The organism is Roseibium alexandrii DFL-11 (assembly GCF_000158095.2).
GTDB classification, from domain to species: domain Bacteria; phylum Pseudomonadota; class Alphaproteobacteria; order Rhizobiales; family Stappiaceae; genus Roseibium; species Roseibium alexandrii.
In genome coordinates this window covers 502,179-527,817 of sequence record NZ_CM011002.1, presented here as the reverse complement: position 1 = coordinate 527,817, position 25,639 = coordinate 502,179, and the positions used below count along the sequence as shown (strand labels likewise).

The 25,639-nt window shown below is 56.1% G+C and carries 22 protein-coding genes and 4 tRNA genes; 5 read left to right on the top strand and 21 right to left on the bottom strand.

Features of this window, described 5'->3' with window-relative positions; genetic code table 11:
- Window positions 1–23 precede the first annotated feature (23 nt).
- The 19 genes from rpsJ to SADFL11_RS02360 form a co-directional block, all read right to left on the bottom strand.
- Window positions 24–332, bottom strand: coding sequence for a 30S ribosomal protein S10 (rpsJ, locus tag SADFL11_RS02450; RefSeq protein WP_006936455.1), 309 nt, complete (start codon window positions 330–332; stop codon window positions 24–26).
- 76 nt (window positions 333–408) lie between these two features.
- Entirely contained in the window at window positions 409–1,599 is a 1,191-nt protein-coding gene (tuf, locus tag SADFL11_RS02445; protein WP_008188955.1) for an elongation factor Tu, read from the bottom strand.
- A gap of 47 nt (window positions 1,600–1,646) precedes the next feature.
- Window positions 1,647–3,722 (bottom strand): elongation factor G, encoded by a 2,076-nt coding sequence (gene fusA / locus SADFL11_RS02440; RefSeq protein WP_008195163.1) that lies wholly within the window; start codon window positions 3,720–3,722, stop codon window positions 1,647–1,649.
- A gap of 24 nt (window positions 3,723–3,746) precedes the next feature.
- Window positions 3,747–4,217 (bottom strand): 30S ribosomal protein S7, encoded by a 471-nt coding sequence (gene rpsG, locus SADFL11_RS02435; RefSeq protein WP_040450747.1) that lies wholly within the window; start codon window positions 4,215–4,217, stop codon window positions 3,747–3,749.
- Window positions 4,218–4,229: 12 nt separating this feature from the next.
- Complete coding sequence (gene rpsL, locus SADFL11_RS02430) at window positions 4,230–4,601, bottom strand: 30S ribosomal protein S12 (protein ID WP_006936459.1); 372 nt, start codon at window positions 4,599–4,601, stop codon at window positions 4,230–4,232.
- A gap of 776 nt (window positions 4,602–5,377) precedes the next feature.
- Window positions 5,378–7,060, bottom strand: a complete 1,683-nt coding sequence (locus tag SADFL11_RS02425) for a methyl-accepting chemotaxis protein (RefSeq protein WP_008190420.1) — start codon at window positions 7,058–7,060, stop codon at window positions 5,378–5,380.
- Between the two features lie 186 nt (window positions 7,061–7,246).
- Window positions 7,247–7,540: a hypothetical protein gene (locus SADFL11_RS02420; protein WP_008196862.1), complete on the bottom strand. Its 294-nt coding sequence runs from the start codon at window positions 7,538–7,540 to the stop codon at window positions 7,247–7,249.
- 80 nt (window positions 7,541–7,620) lie between these two features.
- The gene (rpoC, locus tag SADFL11_RS02415; RefSeq protein ID WP_008191820.1) at window positions 7,621–11,820 is read right to left on the bottom strand and encodes a DNA-directed RNA polymerase subunit beta'; all 4,200 of its coding nucleotides are present in this window, start codon (window positions 11,818–11,820) and stop codon (window positions 7,621–7,623) included.
- A 90-nt stretch (window positions 11,821–11,910) separates the two neighbouring features.
- The gene (rpoB, locus tag SADFL11_RS02410; RefSeq protein WP_040452237.1) at window positions 11,911–16,050 is read right to left on the bottom strand and encodes a DNA-directed RNA polymerase subunit beta; all 4,140 of its coding nucleotides are present in this window, start codon (window positions 16,048–16,050) and stop codon (window positions 11,911–11,913) included.
- 278 nt (window positions 16,051–16,328) lie between these two features.
- On the bottom strand, window positions 16,329–16,703 hold the full coding sequence (gene rplL / locus SADFL11_RS02405; protein ID WP_008197256.1) for a 50S ribosomal protein L7/L12: 375 nt from the start codon (window positions 16,701–16,703) through the stop codon (window positions 16,329–16,331).
- Window positions 16,704–16,763: 60 nt separating this feature from the next.
- Window positions 16,764–17,282 (bottom strand): 50S ribosomal protein L10, encoded by a 519-nt coding sequence (gene rplJ, locus SADFL11_RS02400; protein ID WP_008191021.1) that lies wholly within the window; start codon window positions 17,280–17,282, stop codon window positions 16,764–16,766.
- A gap of 321 nt (window positions 17,283–17,603) precedes the next feature.
- Window positions 17,604–18,302, bottom strand: a complete 699-nt coding sequence (rplA, locus tag SADFL11_RS02395; protein ID WP_008196798.1) for a 50S ribosomal protein L1 — start codon at window positions 18,300–18,302, stop codon at window positions 17,604–17,606.
- A gap of 4 nt (window positions 18,303–18,306) precedes the next feature.
- Window positions 18,307–18,735, bottom strand: coding sequence for a 50S ribosomal protein L11 (rplK, locus tag SADFL11_RS02390; RefSeq protein ID WP_008189994.1), 429 nt, complete (start codon window positions 18,733–18,735; stop codon window positions 18,307–18,309).
- 161 nt (window positions 18,736–18,896) lie between these two features.
- Window positions 18,897–19,427, bottom strand: coding sequence for a transcription termination/antitermination protein NusG (gene nusG, locus SADFL11_RS02385; protein WP_008190543.1), 531 nt, complete (start codon window positions 19,425–19,427; stop codon window positions 18,897–18,899).
- A gap of 50 nt (window positions 19,428–19,477) precedes the next feature.
- Entirely contained in the window at window positions 19,478–19,675 is a 198-nt protein-coding gene (gene secE, locus SADFL11_RS02380; RefSeq protein ID WP_040450750.1) for a preprotein translocase subunit SecE, read from the bottom strand.
- Between the two features lie 104 nt (window positions 19,676–19,779).
- Window positions 19,780–19,855, bottom strand: a tRNA-Trp gene (locus SADFL11_RS02375).
- A gap of 109 nt (window positions 19,856–19,964) precedes the next feature.
- A complete protein-coding gene (gene tuf, locus SADFL11_RS02370) occupies window positions 19,965–21,155 on the bottom strand; it encodes an elongation factor Tu (protein ID WP_008188955.1) in 1,191 nt (396 codons plus the stop codon).
- Window positions 21,156–21,320: 165 nt separating this feature from the next.
- Window positions 21,321–21,394: transfer RNA gene (locus tag SADFL11_RS02365), tRNA-Gly, on the bottom strand.
- Window positions 21,395–21,414: 20 nt separating this feature from the next.
- Window positions 21,415–21,499 (bottom strand) — tRNA-Tyr (locus tag SADFL11_RS02360).
- A 402-nt stretch (window positions 21,500–21,901) separates the two neighbouring features.
- On the opposite strand from SADFL11_RS02360, the gene SADFL11_RS02355 reads away from it, so the two are divergent.
- The 4 genes from SADFL11_RS02355 to SADFL11_RS02340 all read left to right on the top strand — a co-directional run bounded on the left by SADFL11_RS02355 (window position 21,902) and on the right by SADFL11_RS02340 (window position 24,547).
- Entirely contained in the window at window positions 21,902–22,543 is a 642-nt protein-coding gene (locus SADFL11_RS02355) for a glutathione S-transferase family protein (protein ID WP_008192804.1), read from the top strand.
- An 89-nt stretch (window positions 22,544–22,632) separates the two neighbouring features.
- Window positions 22,633–23,136 carry a MarR family winged helix-turn-helix transcriptional regulator gene (locus tag SADFL11_RS02350; protein ID WP_008194984.1) on the top strand — a complete coding sequence of 168 codons (504 nt, stop codon included), beginning with the start codon at window positions 22,633–22,635 and terminating at the stop codon, window positions 23,134–23,136.
- Window positions 23,137–23,174: 38 nt separating this feature from the next.
- On the top strand, window positions 23,175–23,699 hold the full coding sequence (locus tag SADFL11_RS02345) for a PaaI family thioesterase (protein ID WP_008192655.1): 525 nt from the start codon (window positions 23,175–23,177) through the stop codon (window positions 23,697–23,699).
- A 20-nt stretch (window positions 23,700–23,719) separates the two neighbouring features.
- A complete protein-coding gene (locus SADFL11_RS02340; protein WP_008196378.1) occupies window positions 23,720–24,547 on the top strand; it encodes a TrmH family RNA methyltransferase in 828 nt (275 codons plus the stop codon).
- On the opposite strand, the gene SADFL11_RS02335 is transcribed toward SADFL11_RS02340, so the two are convergent.
- Both SADFL11_RS02335 and SADFL11_RS25170 read right to left on the bottom strand, forming a co-directional pair.
- Complete coding sequence (locus SADFL11_RS02335) at window positions 24,544–24,858, bottom strand: heme-degrading protein HmuQ (RefSeq protein ID WP_040450751.1); 315 nt, start codon at window positions 24,856–24,858, stop codon at window positions 24,544–24,546. The genes SADFL11_RS02340 and SADFL11_RS02335 overlap by 4 nt on opposite strands.
- A gap of 154 nt (window positions 24,859–25,012) precedes the next feature.
- Window positions 25,013–25,180, bottom strand: a complete 168-nt coding sequence (locus SADFL11_RS25170; protein WP_008192938.1) for a hypothetical protein — start codon at window positions 25,178–25,180, stop codon at window positions 25,013–25,015.
- 118 nt (window positions 25,181–25,298) lie between these two features.
- Here SADFL11_RS25170 and SADFL11_RS02330 point away from each other — a divergent pair.
- Window positions 25,299–25,374 (top strand) — tRNA-Thr (locus SADFL11_RS02330).
- Window positions 25,375–25,639 lie beyond the last annotated feature (265 nt).

Here is a 25,639-nt window from a genome sequence, read left to right as displayed (position 1 = left end):
GGATGTGTCCCCTTCGCCTCGCCTCAGAGCTTGATTTCGACGTCGACACCAGCGGCCAGGTCGAGCTTCATCAGCGCGTCCACGGTTTGCGGTGTCGGGTCAACGATGTCGAGAAGGCGCTTGTGTGTGCGCATCTCGAACTGATCGCGGCTTTTCTTATCGATATGCGGGCCACGAAGCACGGTGTACTTCTCGATCCGCGTCGGCAGCGGCACGGGACCCCGTACCTGTGCACCGGTCCGCTTGGCCGTATTGACGATTTCCTTAGTGGAAGCGTCGAGAATACGGTGGTCAAAAGCCTTCAGGCGGATCCGGATATTCTGACCGTTCATTGTTGTTGTTCCCAATAAGACTGGCGGGCCTGCCCGCATTCACTTGTACTAAGGTGCCAGCAGGCCCGGCTGTCGATTATTCGATGATTGAGGCTACGACGCCGGCGCCGACGGTGCGGCCACCTTCGCGGATCGCAAAGCGCAGACCGTCTTCCATGGCGATCGGCACGATCAGCTCAACGTCGACAGAGACGTTGTCACCCGGCATCACCATTTCCGTACCTTCCGGCAGATGAACAACACCCGTCACATCCGTTGTGCGGAAGTAGAACTGCGGACGATAGTTGGTGAAGAACGGCGTGTGACGGCCACCCTCTTCCTTCGTCAGGATGTAGGCCTCAGCCTTGAACTTCGTGTGCGGGTTAACAGAACCCGGCTTGCAAAGAACCTGGCCACGCTCGACGTCTTCACGGGCAACACCACGGATCAGAGCACCGATGTTGTCGCCTGCTTCACCGCTATCCAGCAGCTTGCGGAACATTTCAACGCCGGTAACCGTTGTCTTGGTGGTGTCCTTGATGCCGACGATCTCGACTTCTTCACCAACCTTGACGATCCCGCGCTCAACACGGCCAGTCACAACAGTACCGCGGCCGGAGATCGAGAACACGTCTTCGATCGGCATCAGGAACGGCTGATCCTTCGGACGCTCAGGCGTCGGGATGTAGTCGTCAACAGCTGCCATCAGCTCACGGATTGCGTCACGACCAATGGCGGCATCGCGGTTCTCGACAGCTGCCAGAGCAGAGCCCTTGACGATCGGAATGTCGTCGCCCGGGAACTCGTAGGAAGACAGCAGTTCACGGATTTCCATTTCGACGAGCTCAAGAAGCTCTTCGTCGTCGACCTGGTCAACCTTGTTCATGAACACGACAAGTGCCGGAACGCCAACCTGACGCGCAAGCAGGATGTGCTCACGGGTCTGCGGCATCGGGCCGTCAGCTGCAGAACACACCAAGATCGCGCCGTCCATCTGGGCAGCGCCGGTGATCATGTTCTTCACATAGTCGGCGTGGCCCGGGCAATCAACGTGAGCGTAGTGACGGTTTTCCGTCTCATACTCAACGTGCGCCGTGGAGATGGTGATGCCGCGTGCCTTTTCTTCAGGCGCGCCGTCAATCTCGTCATATGCTTTTGCAGTCGCACCGCCAGCTTCAGCCAGCGTCATCGTGATTGCAGCGGTCAGCGTCGTCTTGCCGTGGTCAACGTGGCCAATCGTGCCAATGTTGACGTGCGGCTTGTTGCGCTCAAACTTTTCCTTCGCCATCGGAGTACTCCGTTTCTCTAATTCTTAATTAATTCAAGAAGTTGGGGTCAGGCGTATTTCGCCTGAACCTCTTCGGCGACAGCCTGCGGCACCTGCTCGTAGTGATCGAACACCATCGAGTATTGAGCGCGGCCTTGAGACATGGAACGCAGGTTGTTCACATAACCAAACATGTTGGCCAGCGGCACCATTGCGGTGATGACAGTCACGATGCCCCGGTTCTCCGTACCCGCGATCTGACCGCGGCGGGAGTTCAAGTCACCAATCACGTCACCCATGTAATCTTCAGGGGTAACAACCTCGACCTTCATGACCGGCTCAAGGAGCTTAGGTCCAGCCTTGGCAATACCTTCGCGGAAACCGGCACGGCCCGCGATCTCGAACGCAAGGACCGAGGAGTCAACATCGTGGTAGGCACCATCGGTGAGTGTTGCCTTGATGTCGAGCATCGGGAAGCCGGCCAGCGGGCCAGACGACATGACGCTTTCGATACCCTTGCTAACGCCCGGAATGTACTCTTTCGGAACGTTACCGCCGACAATCTTGCTCTCGAAGACAAAGCCTTCGTTCGGCTCTGCCGGTTCGATCGTGATCTTGATACGGGCGAACTGACCGGAACCACCAGACTGCTTCTTGTGGGTGTAGTCCACATCTGCAGATTTTGTAATGGTCTCGCGGTATGCAACCTGCGGCGCACCAATGTTCGCCTCAACCTTGAATTCGCGCTTCATGCGGTCGACAAGGATGTCGAGGTGCAATTCGCCCATGCCGGCAATGATGGTCTGACCAGACTCTTCGTCGGTCTTCACCCGGAAAGACGGATCCTCAGCAGCCAGACGGTTCAGGGCGAGGCCCATCTTCTCCTGGTCGCCTTTGGTTTTCGGCTCAACCGCGATCTCGATAACCGGCTCAGGGAATTCCATCCGCTCCAGGATAACCGGCTTTAGCGGATCGCAAAGCGTGTCGCCTGTTGTGGTGTCCTTCAGACCGGCGATCGCAACAATGTCGCCAGCATATGCGACGTCGATGTCTTCACGCGAGTTGGAGTGCATCTGCATCATGCGGCCGACGCGCTCTTTCTTATCCTTCACGGTGTTCAGCAGGGACACACCCTTGTTCAGAACACCGGAATAGATACGGCAGAACGTCAGGGAACCAACGAACGGATCGTTAGCGATCTTAAATGCCAGAATGCTGAGCGGCTCTTCATCAGAAGATTTACGCTCGACTTCGCCTTCGGTCTTCGGATCGATACCCTTAATAGCCGGAACCTCGACAGGGCTCGGCAGGTAATCAACAACTGCATCAAGAAGCGGCTGTACGCCTTTGTTTTTGAAAGCAGAACCGCAGAATACCGGAACAAAGTCACCGTTGATTGTGCCCTTGCGGATCAGCTGCTGGATCTTCTCGAAAGACGGCTCTTCGCCTTCCAGATAAGCTTCCATTGCTTCTTCGTCGACTTCGACAGCTGTCTCAATCAGAGCATCACGCATTTCCTGCGCACGGTCTGCAAGTTCAGCCGGAATATCGACTTCATCCCAGGCAGCACCGAGGTTCTCAGACTGCCAGATCAGCGCCTTCATCTTCAGCAGATCAACAACACCGGCAAATTCGCTTTCAGCACCGATGTTCAGCTGCATGACCAGCGGCGTTGCACCAAGACGGGACTTGATCATCTCGCAGCAGCGATCGAAGTCTGCGCCGAGCTTGTCCATCTTGTTGACGAAAATCATCCGCGGGACGTTGTACTTGTCGGCCTGACGCCAGACAGTCTCGGTCTGCGGCTCAACGCCGGCGTTTGCGTCCAGAAGAGCAACCGCACCGTCAAGAACACGCAGGGAGCGCTCGACCTCAATGGTGAAGTCAACGTGGCCCGGGGTGTCGATGATGTTCAGGCGCTTTTCATTCCAGAAAGCGGTTGTCGCAGCAGAGGTGATCGTGATGCCACGCTCCTGCTCCTGCTCCATCCAATCCATGGTGGCAGCACCGTCATGAACTTCGCCGATCTTGTGGCTCTTGCCAGTGTAGTAGAGGATCCGCTCGGTGGTGGTCGTCTTACCAGCATCGATGTGAGCCATGATGCCGAAGTTACGGTAGTCCTCGATTTTATGCGTGCGCGACATAGCGTCAGCCCTTCAAAGTCGAAATTACCAGCGATAGTGCGAGAATGCGCGGTTGGCGTCAGCCATCCGGTGCGTGTCTTCGCGCTTCTTAACTGCGGTACCACGATTGTTTGCCGCATCGAGCAATTCGCCGGACAGACGATCAACCATTGTGGTTTCGTTGCGGTTGCGCGCAGCTGCGATCAACCAGCGGATTGCGAGCGCCTGACGGCGTTCGGTCCGAACCTCAACCGGAACCTGGTAGGTCGCACCACCAACGCGGCGGGAACGAACTTCCACTTGCGGCATTACGTTCTCAAGAGCAGCGTGGAACACTTCGATCGGGTTCTCGCGGGTCTTGTTCTCGACCACGTCGAATGCACCATAAACGATGCGTTCTGCAGTGGATTTCTTGCCGTCGTACATGATGGAATTCATGAACTTTGTGACGACCATATCCCCGAACTTCGGATCCGGGTTGATTTCGCGTTTTTCGGCGCGGTGACGACGGGACATCTAATGTGCTCCTTACTTCGGCCGCTTCGCGCCGTACTTCGAACGACGCTGCTTACGATCTTTGACGCCCTGGGTATCCAGAACACCACGGATGATGTGGTAGCGGACACCCGGCAAATCTTTCACACGGCCGCCACGGATCATTACAACCGAGTGCTCTTGAAGGTTGTGGCCTTCACCCGGGATATAACCGATGACTTCGAAGCCGTTGGTCAGACGGATTTTCGCCACTTTACGAAGAGCCGAGTTCGGCTTCTTCGGAGTGGTTGTGTATACACGGGTGCAAACACCACGCTTCTGCGGGCAGGCCTCCATGGCCGGCACTTTGTTCCGCTTCGGCGGATCTTTCCGCGGCTTGCGGATCAACTGGTTGATGGTCGGCATTCTGTGCCCTTTACCTTGTCCATCCAAAAACTTTTGTGCAACTGCAGTCCCCCGCTGACGCCACATGTGTTCAAACATGCAGAATCGCGCCCGCGCGCTCCATTTGGAGCGGCCGGCGCTGCGAAAAACCAGAGGACCACGAGTTGCCTCGCGGTCATGCAATCGACGCGTATTCGCCTATATGACCCGGCAGCGTTTAAGAGGACTATGTCCTGCGCTTTCGTAAAGCGCTGGAGGGTTCGCTCTTACCGCCTGCCCTTGGGATGCGCGGAAATTACTCAGATGCACCCTTTGCGTCAAGTGATTTATTGGAAATTCCGCATTTCTGCAAAACCGCGGAAATCCCGATCATTTTCCATCGCCAAACCGGGTGCGATTGTAACATTATTTCTTCATACCGACTTCTGATGTTCGTTTGTAACTTGGGGAAGTTATCGCGCGATTCCGAACGATGAATCAATCGTTAAGCAGGTGATTCAAATCATGCCAATCTTCGCGGTTTTCTCAACACAAGAAGGCCGGCATGTCGTTTTGCGCCCTGATTCCATCCCATGCATGCCTGCCATGCGCATACTCATTGACCCAACATTGGACAAGGCCCCATAGAGGGGGCCCAAATGTTTCCAAGCTACGGCCTTGGGCATCAGTGGAAGCCAGAGGGAAATGAAATCAAACAGAGCGATTATCGACGCTGCGAGACCTCGCAAACCGTCGATTGAACTTGGACCCAGGCACGTGTCCCGCACCTGGGTGTTTAGTTACATTCCGGTTCCGGCTTATGCCGCAGCGACAGAATCAAGGAAGGTGTCGACCTCACCGCGGAGCTTCTCGGCATACTCTGCGACTTCATCAGCGCCGCGCAGAACGACAAGCGATCCGTCGTCGGTCTCTCGGGCAGAGGCCACCACCATCTCCATTTCGGATCTGGCGGATTTGGTCTGCTCAACTGCCGATACCACACTTTGAGCAATCGACTCTGTTGCTGACTCCTGTTGAGAGATAGAGGCGGCAATCGCCGTAGTGAAATTGCGGACTTCCTCGACACGAGATGTGATCTCGTCAATTGCGGCCACCGCTTCATTGGTGGACCCCTGGATGTCGGCAATCTGGTTGCTGATTTCTTCAGTGGCTTTGGCGGTCTGTGTCGCGAGCTCTTTCACTTCAGCTGCAACAACGGCAAACCCCTTGCCCGCCTCCCCGGCCCGTGCGGCCTCAATGGTTGCGTTCAAGGCCAAAAGATTGGTTTGCTCGGCGATCGCCTGAATAAGCGTGACCACCTCACCGATCTTGATCGCGGCATTGGACAGGCTGGTCACCCGCTGGCTGGATTTGTTCGCAGCTTCCGTCGCCCCTTGTACGCCCTCCGTGGTTTTGGAAACCTGCGAGTTGATTTCGCGGATGGCGAAAGTGAGCTCCTGCGCCGCGGCAGCTGTTGTCTCAATACTGCCGTTGGCCGAGTCCGCTGATCCGCTGGCTCCGGCCGCCCGCTCTGAAGATGCGCCTGCAAGACCCGACAATTCAGTCGCCGTCGTCCTCACAGTTCCGATCCGGTCACCAACAGCGGTGAGCAAATGGGACACATTTTCCCGGAACCGCGACACAAGCCCCTCCACCAGATGCTGGCGGCGGCTTTGGGCATCTGCCGTCTCCGCAGCTTCACGGGCAAGTCGCTGTTGTTCAAATATCCGGTCCCGGAAAGCTGCAATCGACCGGGCCACTGTCCCGATCTCGTCCTTGCGGTCCGCATCGGTGAACTGGATCTCGGTGTCCCCGGCTGCAAGCGCTTCGGCTTCCTGAACCGTCCGCGCGAGAGGCTTTGTAATTGACTGGATCAAGAAGTGGGAAGCGATTGCGAGCAGCAGAACGAACCCAAGAGCGATCCCGGCAAGCCAAACAAGGTTCTTTTGAAATGCCGCTTCAATGTCGTCCACGTAGGCTCCGGTCCCGATCACCCACTCCCAAGGCTGGTACATTATCACATACGCAGTCTTGCCTGCCAGATCGTCAGAATTCGGCCGGCGCCAAACGTAATCATGAAATCCACTGCCCTGGCTCTGCACAATGTCATAGAAAGTCGGCAGACTGGACGACCCGAAATCACGAATGAGATCCTGAGAAGTCATACCCTCCAGATCCGGGCGTGCCGGGTGCATGATCAGAGCGTCGCCGCGCAGGTTGATGAAGAGATAATTGCCATTGTCATAACGCATTCCGCGGACCGCCTCCTTGGCGAATTCCTGCGCCTGCTCTTCTGTGAACTCTCCGGCTATGCTCCGCTTATGATAACTCTCTATCGTGCTCGCCGCCGCATTGACCAGATGGGTCAGGCCAATCCGCCGCTCCGCATACGACCGGTCACGATCCTGGTAAGCCGCCGCGCCGAGGATCCCGATCAAGCAAAGAACCACCAACCCCATGAGCATACCCAATCGCATGCCAACAGATATTCTAGAAAACATGTGCAACCTCCAAAATACAATTCAGGGTTTAGTGTTTTCCAGTTGTGTAAACGAAAAGTGGATATTTGTCGTAAGACAACTCAGAATATAAATAAAATAAGCCTCCGCTTTTGACAGCGGAGGCAAAACACTAGGACAGATAACAATACTATTTAATTGTCCTAAAGGAACTACCTACCCCATGTCTTAGTCGGCAAGCGTGACAATTGCCACGTTTCCGGACAGAGCATCATGATAGGCACCTTCATAGATCGGTTCATCAGGTTCACCATCGATGACACCGATCTGATCCAGTTCAGCTTCCGTGAACCCTTGCGATGACAGAGCTTCCAAGGTCTTGCGAACGGCATCGTCATCATCTGGTGCCATCAAAAATGCGTGGATCGTGATCGCGGCATCCGGCGAAGTGTCTTCATCCTTCCAGACGCGGCCGATAACGATGTACACCACCGGATCCATTTCAAGGTCATTGTCATTCATGAGGGCAGCCCTCCTTATCTCGTTCGATACGAGAAAGGCCGCCCGGAGGCGGCCTTTCATGATGTGACTGATGCCGAAGCTTATTCTGCAGCGCCGGTCATGTCTTCCAAAAGGCCTTCTGCGGCACTTTCCGAAGACTGAGCCCGCTGCGCTTCCTGAATCAGGTCGTCGCGATGCGATGCAATCTTGCGGATCCGTTTCATGACCCCGCCGGTACCAGCCGGGATCAGACGGCCAACAATGACGTTCTCCTTGAGGCCGACCAGTGGGTCGGTCTTGCCGTTGACCGCAGCGTCGGTAAGAACGCGGGTCGTCTCCTGGAAGGAGGCGGCAGAGAAGAAAGAGCGTGTCTGCAGCGACGCCTTGGTGATCCCGAGAAGGACAGGAACGCCCTTTGCGGGGTCACGAGCGTTATCGACGGCTTTGCGGTTTGCCTCTTCAAAGTCGAGCTTGTCGATCTGTTCGCCGGAGAAGAACTCCGTTTCGCCTGGATCGGTGATCTCGATTTTTTGAAGCATCTGACGAACAATCACTTCAATGTGCTTGTCGTTGATGGTCACGCCCTGCAGACGATAGACTTCCTGGATTTCGTTGACGAGATAGGCGGCAAGTGCCTCAACGCCCTTAACAGCCAGAATGTCGTGCGGTGCCGGGTTGCCGTCGAGGATATACTCACCCTTTTCAATGGCATCGCCTTCCTGGAGGTGGAAGTGCTTGCCTTTCGGGATGAGGTATTCGACGGGCTCGGCGCCCTCCTCTGCCGGATCGATAATGACACGGCGCTTGTTCTTGTAGTCGCGGCCGAAGCGGATCGTACCATCGATTTCTGCGATGATCGCATGATCCTTCGGACGGCGAGCCTCGAACAGTTCCGCAACGCGCGGCAGACCACCAGTGATATCTTTGGTCTTGGCGCTTTCCAGCGGAATACGTGCGAGCACGTCACCGGCCTTCACGGAGGCACCCGGCTGAACCGAGAGAACTGCGTCCACGGACAGCATCAAGCGGGCATCGGATCCACGCTGGTTTTTGGCAACGGAACCTTTGGCGTCCTTGATGACAACCGCCGGCTTGAGATCCGCGCCACGCTGCGAAGAGCGCCAGTCGATGACGACACGTTTGGTGATACCGGTTGCCTCGTCGGCGGTTTCCTGAACAGAAGCCCCGTCAACCAGGTCCTCAAAGTCCACGACACCATCAACTTCGGCAAGCATCGGACGAGTGTACGGATCCCATTCAGCGATCCGCTGACCGCGTTTGACCGCGTCACCTTCATCAACATGTAGCTTGGAACCGTAAGCAACCCGGTGAACGGCACGCTCATTGTCGTCGCTGTCGATGACAACGATGGACATGTTGCGGACCATGGCAATCAGGTTGCCTTCACTATCGCGCTGGACCGAACGGTTCCGGATCTTGATCGTTCCATCGACGTTGGACTCGATGAACGAGCTGTCGACAACCTGCGCCGTACCACCAATGTGGAACGTCCGCATGGTTAGCTGGGTGCCCGGCTCACCGATCGACTGTGCGGCGATAACGCCAACAGCCTCGCCCATGTTCACCGGAGTACCACGTGCAAGGTCACGGCCATAACAGGTCGCACATACACCGGTCTCGGTTTCACAGGTCAGGACTGAACGGATCTTGATCTGCTGAACTTTTGCAGCTTCAATCGCATCTACGTCCTTCTCGTCGATCAAATGTCCCTTCGGAACAATTATTTCGCCGGTGGCATTGTTATGCACGTCTTCCGCAGTTGTCCGGCCGAGAACACGCATGCCCAGAGAGGCAATGACGTTACCCGCGTCGACGATCGGCGCCACGGTGATGCCGCGCTCAGAGCCACAATCCGGTTCAAGGATGATGGAATCCTGAGCAACGTCCACGAGACGGCGGGTCAAGTAACCGGAGTTCGCAGTCTTCAACGCCGTATCGGCAAGCCCCTTACGGGCACCGTGGGTGGAGTTGAAGTACTCGAGAACCGAGAGACCTTCTTTAAAGTTCGAGATGATCGGGTTCTCGATGATGGACCCGTCCGGCTTGGCCATAAGACCACGCATACCGGCCAGCTGCTTCATCTGCTGGGGCGAACCACGCGCACCGGAGTGGGACATCATGTAAACCGAGTTCATCGGCTTCTGGCGTCCGGTTTCCTCATCGATCTGGACCGCCTTAATGCGGTCCATCATCTCGTCAGCGATCTTGTCGGTACATTTCGCCCAAGCGTCGACAACCTTGTTGTACTTCTCGCCCTGGGTGATCAGACCGTCATTGTACTGCTGCTCGTATTCGGTTGCGAGCGACGCGGTTTCCCCAACAAGCTTCTGCTTGGTGTCCGGGATGACCATATCGTCCATACCGAAGGAGATGCCGGCGTTACAGGCGTTCTTGAAGCCGAGCTGCATGATCCGGTCACAGAAGATAACCGTCTCCTTCTGACCGCAGGCACGGTAAACCGTGTCGATCATCTTGGAGATGTCCTTCTTGGTCATCAGCTTGTTGGCAACATCGAACGGTACTTCGTGATGCTTCGGCAGAAGTTCCGCGATCAGCATCCGGCCCGGCGTCGTCTCGAAGATATCGGAAATCGGGTTGCCTTCAGCATCTACCGACCGGAAACGGCCTTTGATCTTCGTGTGCAGCGTGATGACCTTGTTGGCCAGCGCATGGTGGATTTCACCGATATCGGAGAAAGCCATGCCCTCGCCCGGCTCCTTCTCCGCCATGATCGACAGATAGTAGAGACCGAGAACAATATCCTGCGACGGAACGATGATCGGGCCACCGTTTGCCGGGTGCAGAATGTTGTTCGTGGACATCATCAGCGTCCGCGCTTCCAGCTGTGCTTCGAGCGACAGCGGAACGTGAACCGCCATCTGGTCACCGTCGAAGTCAGCGTTGAACGCGGAACAAACGAGCGGGTGCAGCTGGATTGCCTTGCCTTCGATCAGGGTCGGTTCGAACGCCTGAATGCCAAGACGGTGAAGCGTCGGCGCACGGTTCAAGAGAACCGGGTGTTCGCGGATCACCTCATCCAGGATATCCCAGACTTCCGGACGCTCTTTTTCAACGAGCTTCTTCGCCTGTTTGACAGTTGAAGAGAAGCCCTTGGCGTCGAGGCGCGAATAGATGAACGGCTTGAACAGCTCAAGCGCCATCTTCTTCGGCAAACCACACTGGTGCAGCTTGAGTTCCGGACCCACCGTGATGACCGAACGGCCGGAATAGTCAACGCGCTTACCGAGGAGGTTCTGACGGAAGCGGCCCTGCTTGCCTTTCAGCATGTCGGACAGCGACTTCAGCGGACGCTTGTTGGCACCGGTGATGACGCGGCCGCGGCGGCCATTGTCGAACAGGGCGTCAACGGACTCCTGAAGCATGCGCTTCTCGTTCCGGATGATAATGTCCGGAGCACGCAGTTCCATCAGGCGGCGCAGACGGTTGTTCCGATTGATCACACGGCGGTACAGATCATTGAGATCCGACGTTGCGAACCGGCCACCATCGAGCGGAACGAGCGGACGAAGATCCGGGGGGATGACCGGAACAACGGTCATGATCATCCACTCCGGGCGGTTGCCCGATTCCATGAAGGCTTCAATGACCTTAAGGCGCTTGGCGAGTTTCTTCGGCTTCAACTCAGTCGTTGCTTCAGCAATTTCCTGGCGGAGTTTTTCAGACTCGCGCTCAAGATCCATCGACATCAGGATCTCGCGGATCGCCTCTGCACCGATCATCGCGGTGAAGGCGTCTTCGCCATACTCGTCCTGAGCAGCAACGTAGTCTTCTTCAGACAGAAGCTGGTGCTGCTTGAGCGGGGTCAGGCCCGGCTCCAGAACGACATAGTTTTCGAAGTACAGAACGCGCTCCAGATCCTTCAGCGTCATGTCGAGCAGCAAACCAATGCGGCTCGGCAGGGACTTCAGGAACCAGATGTGTGCCACCGGAGCTGCAAGCTCGATGTGGCCCATGCGTTCACGGCGTACACGGGAGAGCGTGACTTCAACGCCACATTTCTCACATATTACGCCTTTGTATTTCATGCGCTTGTATTTGCCGCAAAGACATTCGTAGTCCTTGATCGGGCCAAAAATGCGCGCGCAGAAAAGACCATCACGCTCCGGCTTGAACGTCCGGTAGTTGATGGTTTCCGGCTTTTTGATCTCACCGAATGACCAGGACAAGATTTTCTCCGGGCTTGCCAGAGAGATCTTGATATTGTCGAAGGTCTGTGCGGGAGCCTGCTGATTGAACAGGTTCATGACCTCATGATTCATGATCCATCTCCTTCGATGCTCGGCCGGGAGGTAAGTGCTCCTTACCTCCCCCAAACCGGCATTTCAGTCTAAAGGGGTCCGTTGCCGGGGTTATTCTGCAGCGTCTGCAGTTTCTTCCTCGCCAATCGCGGGTACATCGGTACGTTGAAGTTCAACGTTGAGTCCCAGGGACCGCATTTCCTTCACAAGCACGTTGAAGCTTTCCGGAATACCCGCCTCGAAGGTGTCGTCACCGCGAACGATGGCCTCATAGACCTTCGTACGTCCGGCAACGTCATCCGACTTGACCGTCAGCATTTCCTGCAGCGTGTAAGCTGCACCGTAAGCTTCAAGAGCCCAGACCTCCATTTCCCCGAAACGCTGGCCACCGAACTGCGCCTTACCACCAAGCGGTTGCTGGGTGACGAGCGAGTACGGACCAATCGAACGGGCGTGGATCTTGTCGTCGACCAAGTGGTGAAGCTTGAGCATGTAGATATAGCCCACGGTCACCTTGCGGTCGAACTCTTCACCGGTCCGGCCGTCGAACAACGTCGACTGACCGCTGGTGTCGAAGTCCGCGATCTTCAGCGCATCAACAACATCAGGCTCACGGGCACCGTCGAAGACCGGCGTCGCAATGGACACGCCCTTCTTCAGCTGCTCGGCCAGTTTCACGACACCTTCGTCGTCAAACTCCTTGACCGCATCACCCTTCATGTTGTCGCCGTAGATCTCAATGACCTTGCCACGAAGCTTCTCGATCTCACCGGTCTTGCGGTACTCATCGTACATTTCGCCGATGCGCAAGCCCATGCCGCGGCAGGCCCAACCCATGTGGGTTTCAAGGATCTGACCAACGTTCATGCGCGAAGGAACGCCGAGCGGGTTGAGAACGATGTCGACGTGCGTGCCATCTTCCAGGAACGGCATGTCTTCACACGGGTTGATCTTGGAGACCACGCCCTTGTTACCGTGACGGCCGGCCATCTTGTCGCCCGGCTGAAGCTTGCGCTTCACGGCAACGAAGACCTTGACCATCTTCATGACGCCTGGCGGCAGTTCATCACCGCGCTGCAGCTTCTCGACCTTGTCGATGAAACGCTGCTCGAGACGCTTCCGGCTGTCGTCATACTGACCGCGCAGAGCTTCGATCTCGGACATGAACTTCTCGTCCTCACTGGCAAACTGCCACCACTGAGAACGCGGGAAGTCGTTGAGAACGTCCCCGGTCAGCACAGTGTCCTTCTTGAAGCCCTTCGGACCAGCAACCGCAGTCTTGTCCATCAGCATCTCGGCCAGACGGCCATAAACGTTGCGGTCAAGGATTGCCTGCTCGTCGTCGCGGTCTTTTGCAAGACGTTCGATTTCTTCACGCTCGATCGCCATCGCACGTTCGTCTTTTTCAACGCCATGGCGGTTGAAAACACGAACTTCAACGACAGTCCCGGAAACACCCGGCGGCAAGCGCAGGGACGTGTCGCGGACATCAGAGGCTTTTTCACCGAAAATAGCACGCAGAAGTTTTTCTTCCGGCGTCATAGGGCTTTCGCCCTTCGGTGTGATCTTGCCGACGAGGATGTCGCCCGGATGAAGCTCGGCACCGATGTAAACGATACCTGCCTCGTCGAGATTCTTCAGCGCTTCTTCAGAAACATTCGGAATGTCACGGGTGATCTCTTCCGGTCCAAGCTTGGTATCACGTGCCATCACCTCGAACTCTTCAAGGTGGATGGAAGTGAAGACATCGTCAGACACGATGCGCTCGGACAGGAGGATGGAATCCTCGAAGTTGTAACCGTTCCATGGCATGAACGCGACGAGCACGTTCCGGCCGAGTGCCAGATCACCGAGATCGGTGGACGGACCGTCGGCGATGATATCGCCTTTGTGGATCCGATCACCAACCCGCACCAGCGGACGCTGATTGATACAGGTGTTCTGGTTGGAGCGCTGGTACTTCTGCAGGCGGTAGATGTCGACACCTGACCGGCCCGGATCCAGCTCTTCAGTTGCCCGGATAACGATACGGGTCGCATCGACCTGGTCAACAACACCTGCGCGGCGGGCACCGATCGCAGCACCGGAATCCCGGGCCACGACAGACTCCATACCAGTGCCGACGAACGGCGCTTCAGCGCGCACCAGCGGCACGGCCTGACGCATCATGTTCGAGCCCATGAGTGCGCGGTTCGCGTCATCGTTTTCCAGGAACGGAATAAGCGATGCCGCAACCGACACGAGCTGCTTCGGCGAAACGTCCATGAGGTCGACCTTTTCGGACGGGACCATCATGTTTTCACCAGCGTGACGACAGGTGATCAGCTCAGTGGTAAACCGGCCTTCGTCGTCATACTCGGCGTTGGACTGCGCAACATAGTGTTTCGCTTCTTCCATAGCCGACAGGTAGACAACTTCGTTGGTAACGGTGCCGTCTTTTACCTTGCGGTACGGGCTCTCGATGAAGCCGTACTTGTTCACACGGGCGAACGTTGCGAGAGAGTTGATCAAACCGATGTTCGGACCTTCCGGGGTCTCAATCGGGCAGATACGGCCATAGTGTGTCGGATGAACGTCGCGGACTTCGAAGCCTGCGCGCTCACGGGTCAAGCCGCCCGGTCCAAGAGCCGAGAGGCGGCGCTTGTGGGTGACTTCCGACAGCGGGTTTGTCTGGTCCATGAACTGCGACAGCTGGGAAGAGCCAAAGAATTCACGCACAGCAGCTGCGGCCGGCTTCGCATTGATGAGATCCTGCGGCATCACCGTGTCGATCTCGACAGAGCTCATCCGCTCCTTGATCGCACGTTCCATACGCAGGAGACCGACGCGGTACTGGTTTTCCATCAACTCGCCAACGGAGCGAACACGGCGGTTGCCCAGGTTGTCGATGTCGTCGATGTCACCCTTGCCGTCGCGCAGTTCCAGAAGCACACGGATCACTTCAAGGATGTCTTCCTTGCGCAGGACCCGAACGGTGTCTTCTGCATCCACATCAAGACGCATGTTCATCTTCACGCGGCCAACCGCGGAAAGATCATAGCGCTCATCGTCAAAGAAGAGCGACTGGAACATCGCTTCGGCCGTGTCGATGGTGGGCGGTTCACCCGGACGCATCACGCGGTAGATGTCGAACAGCGCATCTTCACGGGACTCGTTCTTGTCAACATTCAGCGTGTTGCGGATGTAAGGACCCGTGTTGACATGATCGATGTCCAGGATCGTCAGATCGTGATAGCCGCGATCAACCAATTCTTCCAGCAGTTTGCCGGTGATTTCGCCACCTGCTTCCGCGTAGATTTCACCAGACTGTGCGTCGACGATATCTTCGGCAAGATACTGACCATGCAAGTCTTCATCGGTGACTTTGAGCGCGGTCACGCCCTTTTCACCCAACTGCTTGATTGTGCGCGCAGTGATCTTGCGGCCACCTTCCACAACCACGTCGCCGCTGTCGGCGTCGATCAGGTCATAGGACGCCTTGGTGCCCTTAAGGCGCTCGCCGTCGAACGGCATGCGCCAGGAACCGTCCTTCTGACGGGTATACTCAACCTGCTTGTAGAACGTGTTGAGAACTTCCTCACCGTCCAGGCCAAGCGCCATCAGAAGAGACGTTACCGGGATTTTGCGGCGGCGGTCGATACGCGCATGCACAATGTCCTTGGCGTCGAACTCGATGTCGAGCCAGGAACCGCGGTACGGGATCACACGTGCGGCAAACAACAGTTTGCCGGAGGAATGGGTTTTGCCCTTGTCATGATCGAAGAACACGCCCGGAGAGCGGTGCATCTGAGACACGATCACGCGTTCTGTACCGTTTACAATGAACGTACCGTTGTCGGTCATGAACGGCATGTCGCCCATGTAGACATCTTGTTCCTTGATGTCTTTAACGGACTTCGCACCGGTATCTTCATCGACGTCAAACACGATGAGACGCAGGGTAACCTTCAGCGGCGCTGCAAAGGTCATGTCCCGCTGACGGCACTCATCTACGTCGTATTTTGGAGCTTCAAATTCGTAGGAAACAAATTCCAGAAGGGAAGTGCCCGCAAAATCAGAAATCGGAAATACGGACTGGAAGACCGCTTCAAGGCCTTCATCTTTGCGGCCGCCACCCGGCATCTCATCAACCTGAAGGAATTGGTCATAAGAGGCTTTTTGCACCTCAATGAGATTGGGCATCGCCGCGACATCGCGGATAGATCCGAAATATTTGCGGACCTTTTTGCGACCGTTGAACGTTTGGGTCATTGTCGCTCCTCGTATCGGCAGGAAAACGGCTTCCCGAAACGCCCCTTGTCCAATCGGGCCGCAGCCCGGGCGCTTCGGAAAACCGTCCACCAAACAAGGTCAATCTTCTGTGCAAATGCGAAGAATCGACCGGATTTTGGATCTAGGGACCTTACCTGAATACGTCTCAGGAAAAACAGACCTCTAGTGGGACGTTTGCCCCGGAAACGGGTCAAACCCGCCGGGGCGAAAACCGGTCCCGGGAACCCCCGGGACCGTATAAGGCGTTTCCGCCTTAATTACTTCAGCTCGACAGAAGCACCAGCTTCTTCCAGCTTCTTCTTCAGCTCTTCAGCTTCGTCCTTGGACACTGCTTCCTTGACCGCTTTCGGAGCGCTTTCGACGAGCTCTTTAGCTTCTTTCAGGCCAAGACCGGTGATTGCACGGACTTCTTTGATGACGTTGATTTTCTTGTCGCCAGCAGATGCCAGAACAACATCAAATTCAGTCTTTTCTTCAGCAGCAGCAGCTTCACCACCACCAGCAGCGGCAGCAACTGCAACCGGAGCAGCAGCAGAAACGCCCCACTTCTCTTCAAGAAGTTTGGACAGTTCAGCAGCTTCCATAACGGTCAGTGCGGACAGTTCTTCTACGAGCTTTTCAAGATCAGCCATTTTTCAGTACCTTCAGTTCGAACCAGTGTTTGGGTTCATTAGACAGTGTTTGGGGGCGCCTTATGCGGCCTCGTCCTTCTTGGCGTACGCGCCGAAGACGCGGGCGAGTTGCCCGGCCGGTGCGTTGACAACCTGCGCAATGCGCGTTCCCGGTGTCTGAATCATGCCAACCAGCTTTGCACGCAGCTCGTCGAGCGACGGCATTGTGGCCAGAGACTTGACCCCTTCCGGGTTCAGGTTTGTCGTTCCAAGAGCACCACCAAGGATTTCCAACTGAGTGTTGGCCTTGGCGAAATCGACAGCTGCTTTCGGTGCTGCAACCGGATCGTCGGAATAGACGAGTACGGTCGGGCCCTGGAGCAGGTCGGAGATGTGCTCAAGGTCAGTGCCTTTGAGGGCGAGTTTCACAAGGCGGTTTTTTGCGACTTTTACAGAACCGCCGGCTTCACGTACTGACGACCGCAAGGCCGTCATTTGTGCAACCGAGAGGCCTGCATAGTGCGCGACGACAACGACGCCGGTGTCAGCCAGCTCGGCGTTGAAGGATGTCACGAACTCTTGCTTTTCCGCTCTTTCCACTTGCCTTCTCCATTTGATGGCGAAATTCGCCACCGGTTTACCTTGCCGCCTGTGCGGTGGTCCCGAACCCGGAACCGCCTGCATAGACGACGCTCAGGGTCCTGTCCCCTCACCTGCACTTAAAAAAGTGTCGGCAAGGTCTGGTTCGAACCGGTTGCCCGCGTGCCGCGGAAAATTCGGTTCTCACCCATCTATGCAGGCCTTTATCGGCTTAAGCCAGTTTCCCGGCACCTGCAGTCTCGGACAGGGCAATCCGGCGGCGAACCGCCGGATCTATTCAGCCCAAAGGCTGAAACTTGTATTCAATCCGTGTAGACCGGATTATTCGCCAGCAACGCTCGCGATATCGACTTTAACGCCCGGGCCCATCGTAGAGGACAGAGCAACGCGCTTCATGTAGGTGCCTTTTGCGCCCGTCGGCTTCGCCTTCTGGACAGCATCGAACAGGGCCTTGATGTTCTCCGAGATCTTGTCTTCAGAGAAAGACACCTTGCCAACACCGGCGTGGACGATACCGGCTTTTTCGACACGGAACTGAACAGCGCCGCCTTTCGCGTCGTTGACAGCCTTGGTGACGTCCGGGGTCACGGTGCCTACTTTCGGGTTCGGCATCATGCCGCGCGGGCCGAGGACCTTACCGAGACGGCCGACCAGCGGCATCATGTCCGGAGTTGCAATGACGGTATCGAAATCGATCTTGCCGCCCTGAACTTCCTGAACCAGCTCTTCTGCGCCAACAATGTCTGCGCCAGCAGCTTTTGCTTCTTCAGCCTTGTCGCCGCGCGCAAACACTGCAACCTTGACGCTCTTACCGGTTCCGTTCGGCAGAACGCATACGCCGCGAACCATCTGGTCAGCGTGACGCGGATCGACGCCCAGGTTGATCGCAACTTCAACGGTTTCGTCGAACTTGGTCTTGGAGCGACCCTTTACGAGGCTGATGGCTTCGTTCAGGGAGTACAGCTTGTTACGGTCGATACCTTCACGCGCTGTAGAAATACGTTTTCCAACCTTCGCCATGATCTTACTCCGTTACCTCGAAGCCCATGGAACGGGCGGAGCCTTCAACCATAAGCATTGCTGCATCGATGTCGTTGGCGTTCAGGTCCTTCATTTTGGCTTCAGCGATTTCTTTCACTTGAGCCTTGCTCACGGAACCGACGGTGCCGCGGCCTGGAGTGGACGAACCCTTCGGCAGCTTGGCAGCTTTCTTCAAGAAGAAGCTGACCGGAGCTGTCTTCACTTCAAACGTGAAGGACTTGTCGGAGTAGTAAGTAATCACGGTCGGGCACGGCGCACCCTTTTCAACATCCTGGGTCTGCGCGTTGAACGCCTTACAGAACTCCATGATGTTCAGACCACGCTGACCAAGTGCCGGCCCGATGGGCGGGGACGGGGTCGCGGAGCCTGCCGGCACCTGAAGCTTCAGGAAGCCTTCGATCTTCTTCGCCATTGTTCTCTCCAATTATACATGGCCAAACGGCAATTTGACCATCTGGGAGTTGGTGGTGTGGCCCGTTGGAGCACCCGGCGAAGAGTGCATGAACCTGCCACCGACTTCATTCCGGATAGTTCATATCCGGCACTCAAGCTGCCCCGCGGGACAGCAAACAGTCAGAGTTTGTCAACCTGACCGAATTCCAATTCAACTGGCGTTGCCCGACCGAAGATGGACACAGCCACCTTGAGGCGCGCGCGCTCGTCATCGACCTCTTCCACGAGACCAGAGAAGGACGCAAACGGACCGTCAGACACACGAACCTGCTCGCCAACTTCAAAGCTGACGGACGGCTTCGGCCGATCAACGCCTTCCTGAACCTGGTTGATGATCCGCAGAGCCTCTTTCTCCGGGATCGGCATCGGCTTTTGATCCGCGCCCAGGAAGCCGGTAACTTTCGGCGTGTCCCTGATCAGGTGGAACGCTTCGTTGGTCATGTCCATCTTCACCAGGACATAACCCGGGAAGAACTTGCGCTCTGCGTCAACCTTACGGCCGCGGCGCACTTCCACAACTTTTTCCATAGGAACGAGAATTTCCTCGAACAGATCGGACAAACCTTTCTGTTCGGCCTTTTCGCGAATGGACTCGGCGACCTTCTTCTCGAAATTCGAATAGGCGTGCACAATGTACCAGCGCTTGGCCATAGATCTCAGTTCCGTTTGTTGTTCTTGTCTTTAGACAGACCAGCGGCTAATTAACCGCCAACCCCGAGAATGTAACCGATGCCAAGGCTCATCAGCTGATCCGCAACGAGAAAGAAAATCGACGCGATCATCACCATGATGAACACCATAACGGTGGTCACAGCTGTTTCCTTGCGCGTCGGCCACGTCACCTTGGACGTTTCGGAGCGCACTTCTTGGATGAATTTAAAGGGATTGGTCTTCGCCATTCCGATTCCGGTCCGTTAAATGCGAGTGGGCGCGCAGAAAACTCTGCGCGCCTCACTCGAGGAAACTGTTTAAGCCCTCGAGGCCAATTAATCAAGAGCAAAAGTGGCAGGGGCAGCAGGGTTCGAACCCGCGACCTACGGTTTTGGAGACCGTCGCTCTACCAGCTGAGCTATACCCCTTCAGATGATCCCTCTACAGGATCTGCTCCTGATACGCTTCAAACACATGGTAATCAAGTGATTTGAAGACAAGATTGCCGGGCCGGAGCCCGGCAATCAAAAACTCATCTTATTCGATGATTGAGGCTACGACGCCGGCGCCGACGGTGCGGCCACCTTCGCGGATCGCAAAGCGCAGACCGTCTTCCATGGCGATCGGCACGATCAGCTCAACGTCGACAGAGACGTTGTCACCCGGCATCACCATTTCCGTACCTTCCGGCAGATGAACAACACCCGTCACATCCGTTGTGCGGAAGTAGAACTGCGGACGATAGTTGGTGAAGAACGGCGTGTGACGGCCACCCTCTTCCTTCGTCAGGATGTAGGCCTCAGCCTTGAACTTCGTGTGCGGGTTAACAGAACCCGGCTTGCAAAGAACCTGGCCACGCTCGACGTCTTCACGGGCAACACCACGGATCAGAGCACCGATGTTGTCGCCTGCTTCACCGCTATCCAGCAGCTTGCGGAACATTTCAACGCCGGTAACCGTTGTCTTGGTGGTGTCCTTGATGCCGACGATCTCGACTTCTTCACCAACCTTGACGATCCCGCGCTCAACACGGCCAGTCACAACAGTACCGCGGCCGGAGATCGAGAACACGTCTTCGATCGGCATCAGGAACGGCTGATCCTTCGGACGCTCAGGCGTCGGGATGTAGTCGTCAACAGCTGCCATCAGCTCACGGATTGCGTCACGACCAATGGCGGCATCGCGGTTCTCGACAGCTGCCAGAGCAGAGCCCTTGACGATCGGAATGTCGTCGCCCGGGAACTCGTAGGAAGACAGCAGTTCACGGATTTCCATTTCGACGAGCTCAAGAAGCTCTTCGTCGTCGACCTGGTCAACCTTGTTCATGAACACGACAAGTGCCGGAACGCCAACCTGACGCGCAAGCAGGATGTGCTCACGGGTCTGCGGCATCGGGCCGTCAGCTGCAGAACACACCAAGATCGCGCCGTCCATCTGGGCAGCGCCGGTGATCATGTTCTTCACATAGTCGGCGTGGCCCGGGCAATCAACGTGAGCGTAGTGACGGTTTTCCGTCTCATACTCAACGTGCGCCGTGGAGATGGTGATGCCGCGTGCCTTTTCTTCAGGCGCGCCGTCAATCTCGTCATATGCTTTTGCAGTCGCACCGCCAGCTTCAGCCAGCGTCATCGTGATTGCAGCGGTCAGCGTCGTCTTGCCGTGGTCAACGTGGCCAATCGTGCCAATGTTGACGTGCGGCTTGTTGCGCTCAAACTTTTCCTTCGCCATCGGCGTCGCTCTCTGTCCAGTACTCGGTTCAGTCGATAAGGCTCGCGCGGGCGGCTGATTGACGCCTCGAACAGAGCCCAAGCGGCAAACAACTTCCCATAAGAACTTTTCAGGATTTCCGGGCGAAAGAGCCTTCCGTTCCGGACACTCCGATCAGGCCCATGATGGAGCGGGTGAAGGGAATCGAACCCTCGTCGTCAGCTTGGAAGGCTGCTGCTCTACCATTGAGCTACACCCGCACAACGAGGAAACGAGACGATGGTGGAGGAGGTTGGATTCGAACCAACGTAGGCATAGCCAACGGATTTACAGTCCGTCCCCTTTAGCCACTCGGGCACTCCTCCATCTCGTCCTGCTTCACGCCGAAGCGATCAGGATGGCTTAACCGAAGAGCCCGCCCGGAAGGGGCGAGCAATCCCGTGGCGCGTGTTATGCAGATGCGGACCTGACCTGTCAACGCTGATTTTGAAAAGAAACGAACAAAATCAACCCGGGACCGAAAACCTTGGACCCAAGCGCACCAGAACCGCTCGCAATTCTAAGAACATTATGACACCAATCAGAGCGAAACCTCCAAGGAATTCGCCGTTTTCTCGTGATCTGAGTTGCAACAAGCCCCTACCCTGTGGACAACTTTCTCCGTCCAATCGGGGTCTGAATTGTTCGCGGCGCAAGTCATTACAAGGCATATTCAACCGGCGGCATGAGAGCACCGCTTCAGATTCTGTAAAATTGGAGGCCAACCAATGCTCAAGGTTTGGGGCCGCAAAACATCGTCCAATGTTCAGGCACTCATGTGGTGTATTGGAGAGCTCGGCCTGGAGTATGAGAGATCCGACATAGGCCATAGCTTCGGGGGAACAGATACAGAAGCTTTCCGGCGGCTTAATCCAAACCAGACGATCCCCGTTCTTCAAGACGCAAACGGCCAAACGATTTGGGAGACTGGGGCCATCTTAAGATATCTGGCGGACAGATATGGGCCCGAGAGTTTCTGGCCGGAACAACCGCAAGACCGCGCGCAGGTCGACATGTGGGCGGAGTGGTCCAAGATCACCATCGCGATGGCGTTTACGGCACCGGTTTTCTGGCGGGTGGTTCGCACACCTCGGGAAGCCCAGGATTGGAACCAGATCCGAAGGGCAGTTGCGGCACTTGAATCCAAACTCGAAATCGCCGAGCAGCGGCTGACGAACAATCCCTTTCTGGCTGGTCCCGACTTCACATTGGCGGACATCCAGTTCGGCCACATTCTCTATCGGTACTACGACATCGATATCGATCGCGCGGATCTGCCCCGTTTGAAACGCTATTATCACCGGCTCACCGAACGCATCGCTTTCCGCGAGCACGTGATGGTGTCATACGAGGATCTGCGCGAGAGTTGACCGAAGTCGGGCAGAACCTCCTCGCTGCTTCCATGCGATGGCACGACAGGATCATTGCGGCGCTTATCATTATGTTGTAGCTACAACATATGAACACTTCGCTCGACGACATCGATTTTCATGAGATGGGCCGCCTATGTCTCGGCCACTCGGTCCGCCGGACGGCCAATCTGTTGACCCGTCATTTCAACCGCTATCTCGCGCCGCTTGGACTGGAGATCACGCAGGCGCAACTCATGGCGGTTATTGCCAGTGGGGATGCCCTCTCCTCCTCCGACATCGCCCGTTACCTTGGAATTGACCGCTCGACCCTTGCCCGCAACCTGAAGCCGTTAGAGGCCGCCGGCTTGATTGAACGGCACAAGCTCGGCGGCCGAAAGGTAGCATCACGCCTGACCGACAGGGGCGTCACTCTAACTGCAGAAGTTCATACTGCCTGGGAACAGGCCCAGCGGGACCTGACAAATGAACTCGGCACGGAAATGGCGGATGCCATTCGCGGTCACTTGTCGGGCTTGAGAAAAACCGTTCGTGTACTCGAAACCGTTGCCAAACAGCCCCCTGCGGCCCCCGGGGGACATCTTCCTAGATAACCGGATCCCCCAAAATCATTCTTTTCAAGGACTGTTCTATGACCACAGCGCAAACCGTAACGGAAAACGGCAAAACCTATCAGTTCGACGCTTTGCCGAAGGAGCAGGTGGCGGGCATCTCCGGAATGGATGTTTTCAAGCTGATGCTCGATGGTCAGCTGCCGGCTCCGCCAATCATGCTCCAATCCAATATCCGTTTGAAGGAATTTGATCATGGGCGTGCGGTCTTCGTCGGTCAGCCGGAAAAGCAATTCCTCAATCCGCTGGGCACAATTCATGGCGGCTGGATTTCCACGATCCTGGACAGTGCCCTCAGTTGCGCAGTTCACACCTGCCTGGAACCCGGCGAGTTCTACACAACCACATCCCTGACAGTGAACATGGTCAGGCCTTTGATGCCAGGCAGCGGGGAAGTCACGTGCGAAGGGCGCATTGTCCATCGCGGCTCCCGGCTGGCAACATCGGAAGGCGAGTTGAAAGATGCCCGCGGCAAGCTGATTGCTCATGCGACGGTCAGCTGCATGATCTTTCCCAATCCTGCAGCCTCTTCCCCTGGACGCTGATTGGCGCTAGAGCATGCAAAATGACCGACGATAATAAACCTGCATGGAAAACTCAGCGCCACGGTTCCGGCAACGCCCAAGGCCGCTTTTCTAAAACCAAGGGCAAACCGGGACCACGCCGTCCCGGTTTGCCTCCGGAAGGCCCCGTCTTGCTTTATGGCCTGCACACGGTGGAAGCAGCCTTCGCCAACAAGGATCGCAAGCGCCTGAAACTCTATGCAACGGAGAATGCAAAGAACCGTCTGCAAGAGCGCGGCGTTGTTATAGATGTTCCGGTTGAGGACAAGCGCCCCAAGGAACTGGACCGGATGGTCACCAAGGACGCCGTCCACCAGGGCATGATCCTGGAAGCGGATCCACTGCCCGCCTATGGCGCGGAACACTTAAAAGGCGCCCGGCTGATTCTGGCCCTGGATCAGGTCACCGATCCGCACAATGTCGGTGCGATCCTGCGCTCTGCTGTCGCCCTGGACGCCGATGCCGTCGTGACCACAGAACGCCACGCCCCGGAAGAAGGCCCCGTTCTTGCTAAATCCGCCTCGGGCGCACTCGATATGATCAAGCATGTGCGGGTGAAAAACATGGCCCGCTTCATAACAGAAATGAAGGAGCAAGGCTTTGGCTGCATCGCGCTGGACAGCGATGGTCACGCGAGCCTTGAAGACACCGACTTCACCGACAAGACCGTTCTGGTCCTCGGGTCGGAAGGAAAAGGTGTGCGACAAGGCGTGCGCGAAGCCTGCGGTCTCCTGGCCCGGCTCGACATGCCCGGCGAAATCCGCTCGCTGAATGTGTCCAACGCTGCCGTACTGTCACTTTATGTGGCACGGCAGAAGATGGGGCTTTAGGCCCCACTCACCGCCTCAAAACCTTCAAACTTCGGCGGGCCCGCATAAAGATCCCTATTGCTGCCGGCATTCTTGTGCGCATCCCGGAATTGTTCTGATTTGGTCCAGGCGAGGAAGTCGTCTTTACTGTTCCAGATCGTATGCGACGCATATAAAACGGTTTGACCGTCCTCGCCTTCCGGGCCTTTCAGCAAATGAAAGCTCTTAAAACCATCCAGCTCGTGAAGACGGGTTTCCCGGCCTGTCCACACAGCTTCAAAAGCCTCCTCCTGGCCCTTTTTCACTGCAAACCGGTTCATCGCGAGATACATGGCGGCATTCCTTCTTCGAATTTCTTCCGCCAATAATTATGAGTTTTAAACTCATATTACCAGTGCTGATTTGTCCACTTACTCAAATCTCTGAGGCAGTGTGGCCAAAAGAAAAAGGGCAGACGAACCCGCCTGCCCCAGCAATTACCTGCGATTACACAAACGCAAAATCATCCGACCCCAGAGACGACAATGCCACATTTTCAAGGGTGATCACGGTGTCCGCATCATAAGTGATCACGGTGTCCGCACCAATCTGTGCGGCAGCAGCCAAAACAGAGGCAGCAAAGGAAGCAACGCAGATCCAAAATGTTTTCCACAAGGCGATCGGCTTTTAGCATGCAATATCGGCGACTTAGAAACAAATTTGCCGTGAAAATCAAAAAATGGATCGCCCCCTCTAGACATCCAACCGGTTTCTGGTAGAAGCCCTCCCCAGCGCCGGTATAGCTCAGTTGGTAGAGCACGTGATTTGTAATCTCGGGGTCGCGGGTTCGAATCCTGCTGCCGGCACCACTTTCCCCAAAAGTTTAGTGTTACCTCTCTTCGCATCTGTCTGCTTGTACCAGCACTGTGGACGCAATGTTTCGCTTTCAATACATCGCTGTTTAACAAAATTATATATTAAACAGTTGCCGCATACCGGAGCGGTCAAAGCTTATCTTCGACCGAGAATCCATCAGGTTTGTCCGGTTAGCGCCGGTACCGCCAGCCCTTGTCAACGGTCGTCATCCACGATTTTCGCCTCGGCGAAACAAAACGATGAGCATGATGAAGATAT

Excerpts from the sequence above, each read along its gene's own strand:
- SADFL11_RS02335 (WP_040450751.1), bottom strand. The coding sequence starts at position 24,858 with ATGTATCTCGCGATGAACCGGTTTGCAGTGAAAAAGGGCCAGGAGGAG.
- secE (WP_040450750.1), bottom strand. The coding sequence starts at position 19,675 with ATGGCGAAGACCAATCCCTTTAAATTCATCCAAGAAGTGCGCTCCGAA.
- SADFL11_RS02345 (WP_008192655.1), top strand. The coding sequence starts at position 23,175 with ATGACCACAGCGCAAACCGTAACGGAAAACGGCAAAACCTATCAGTTC.
- fusA (WP_008195163.1), bottom strand. The coding sequence starts at position 3,722 with ATGTCGCGCACGCATAAAATCGAGGACTACCGTAACTTCGGCATCATG.
- nusG (WP_008190543.1), bottom strand. The coding sequence starts at position 19,427 with ATGGCCAAGCGCTGGTACATTGTGCACGCCTATTCGAATTTCGAGAAG.
- tuf (WP_008188955.1), bottom strand. The coding sequence starts at position 1,599 with ATGGCGAAGGAAAAGTTTGAGCGCAACAAGCCGCACGTCAACATTGGC.
- SADFL11_RS02350 (WP_008194984.1), top strand. The coding sequence starts at position 22,633 with ATGAACACTTCGCTCGACGACATCGATTTTCATGAGATGGGCCGCCTA.
- tuf (WP_008188955.1), bottom strand. The coding sequence starts at position 21,155 with ATGGCGAAGGAAAAGTTTGAGCGCAACAAGCCGCACGTCAACATTGGC.
- rpsG (WP_040450747.1), bottom strand. The coding sequence starts at position 4,217 with ATGTCCCGTCGTCACCGCGCCGAAAAACGCGAAATCAACCCGGATCCG.
- rplL (WP_008197256.1), bottom strand. The coding sequence starts at position 16,703 with ATGGCTGATCTTGAAAAGCTCGTAGAAGAACTGTCCGCACTGACCGTT.
- rpoC (WP_008191820.1), bottom strand. The coding sequence starts at position 11,820 with ATGAATCATGAGGTCATGAACCTGTTCAATCAGCAGGCTCCCGCACAG.
- rpsL (WP_006936459.1), bottom strand. The coding sequence starts at position 4,601 with ATGCCGACCATCAACCAGTTGATCCGCAAGCCGCGGAAAGATCCGCCG.
- SADFL11_RS02355 (WP_008192804.1), top strand. The coding sequence starts at position 21,902 with ATGCTCAAGGTTTGGGGCCGCAAAACATCGTCCAATGTTCAGGCACTC.
- SADFL11_RS02420 (WP_008196862.1), bottom strand. The coding sequence starts at position 7,540 with ATGAATGACAATGACCTTGAAATGGATCCGGTGGTGTACATCGTTATC.
- rplK (WP_008189994.1), bottom strand. The coding sequence starts at position 18,735 with ATGGCGAAGAAGATCGAAGGCTTCCTGAAGCTTCAGGTGCCGGCAGGC.
- SADFL11_RS02340 (WP_008196378.1), top strand. The coding sequence starts at position 23,720 with ATGACCGACGATAATAAACCTGCATGGAAAACTCAGCGCCACGGTTCC.
- rplA (WP_008196798.1), bottom strand. The coding sequence starts at position 18,302 with ATGGCGAAGGTTGGAAAACGTATTTCTACAGCGCGTGAAGGTATCGAC.
- rpoB (WP_040452237.1), bottom strand. The coding sequence starts at position 16,050 with ATGACCCAAACGTTCAACGGTCGCAAAAAGGTCCGCAAATATTTCGGA.
- SADFL11_RS02425 (WP_008190420.1), bottom strand. The coding sequence starts at position 7,060 with ATGTTTTCTAGAATATCTGTTGGCATGCGATTGGGTATGCTCATGGGG.
- rpsJ (WP_006936455.1), bottom strand. The coding sequence starts at position 332 with ATGAACGGTCAGAATATCCGGATCCGCCTGAAGGCTTTTGACCACCGT.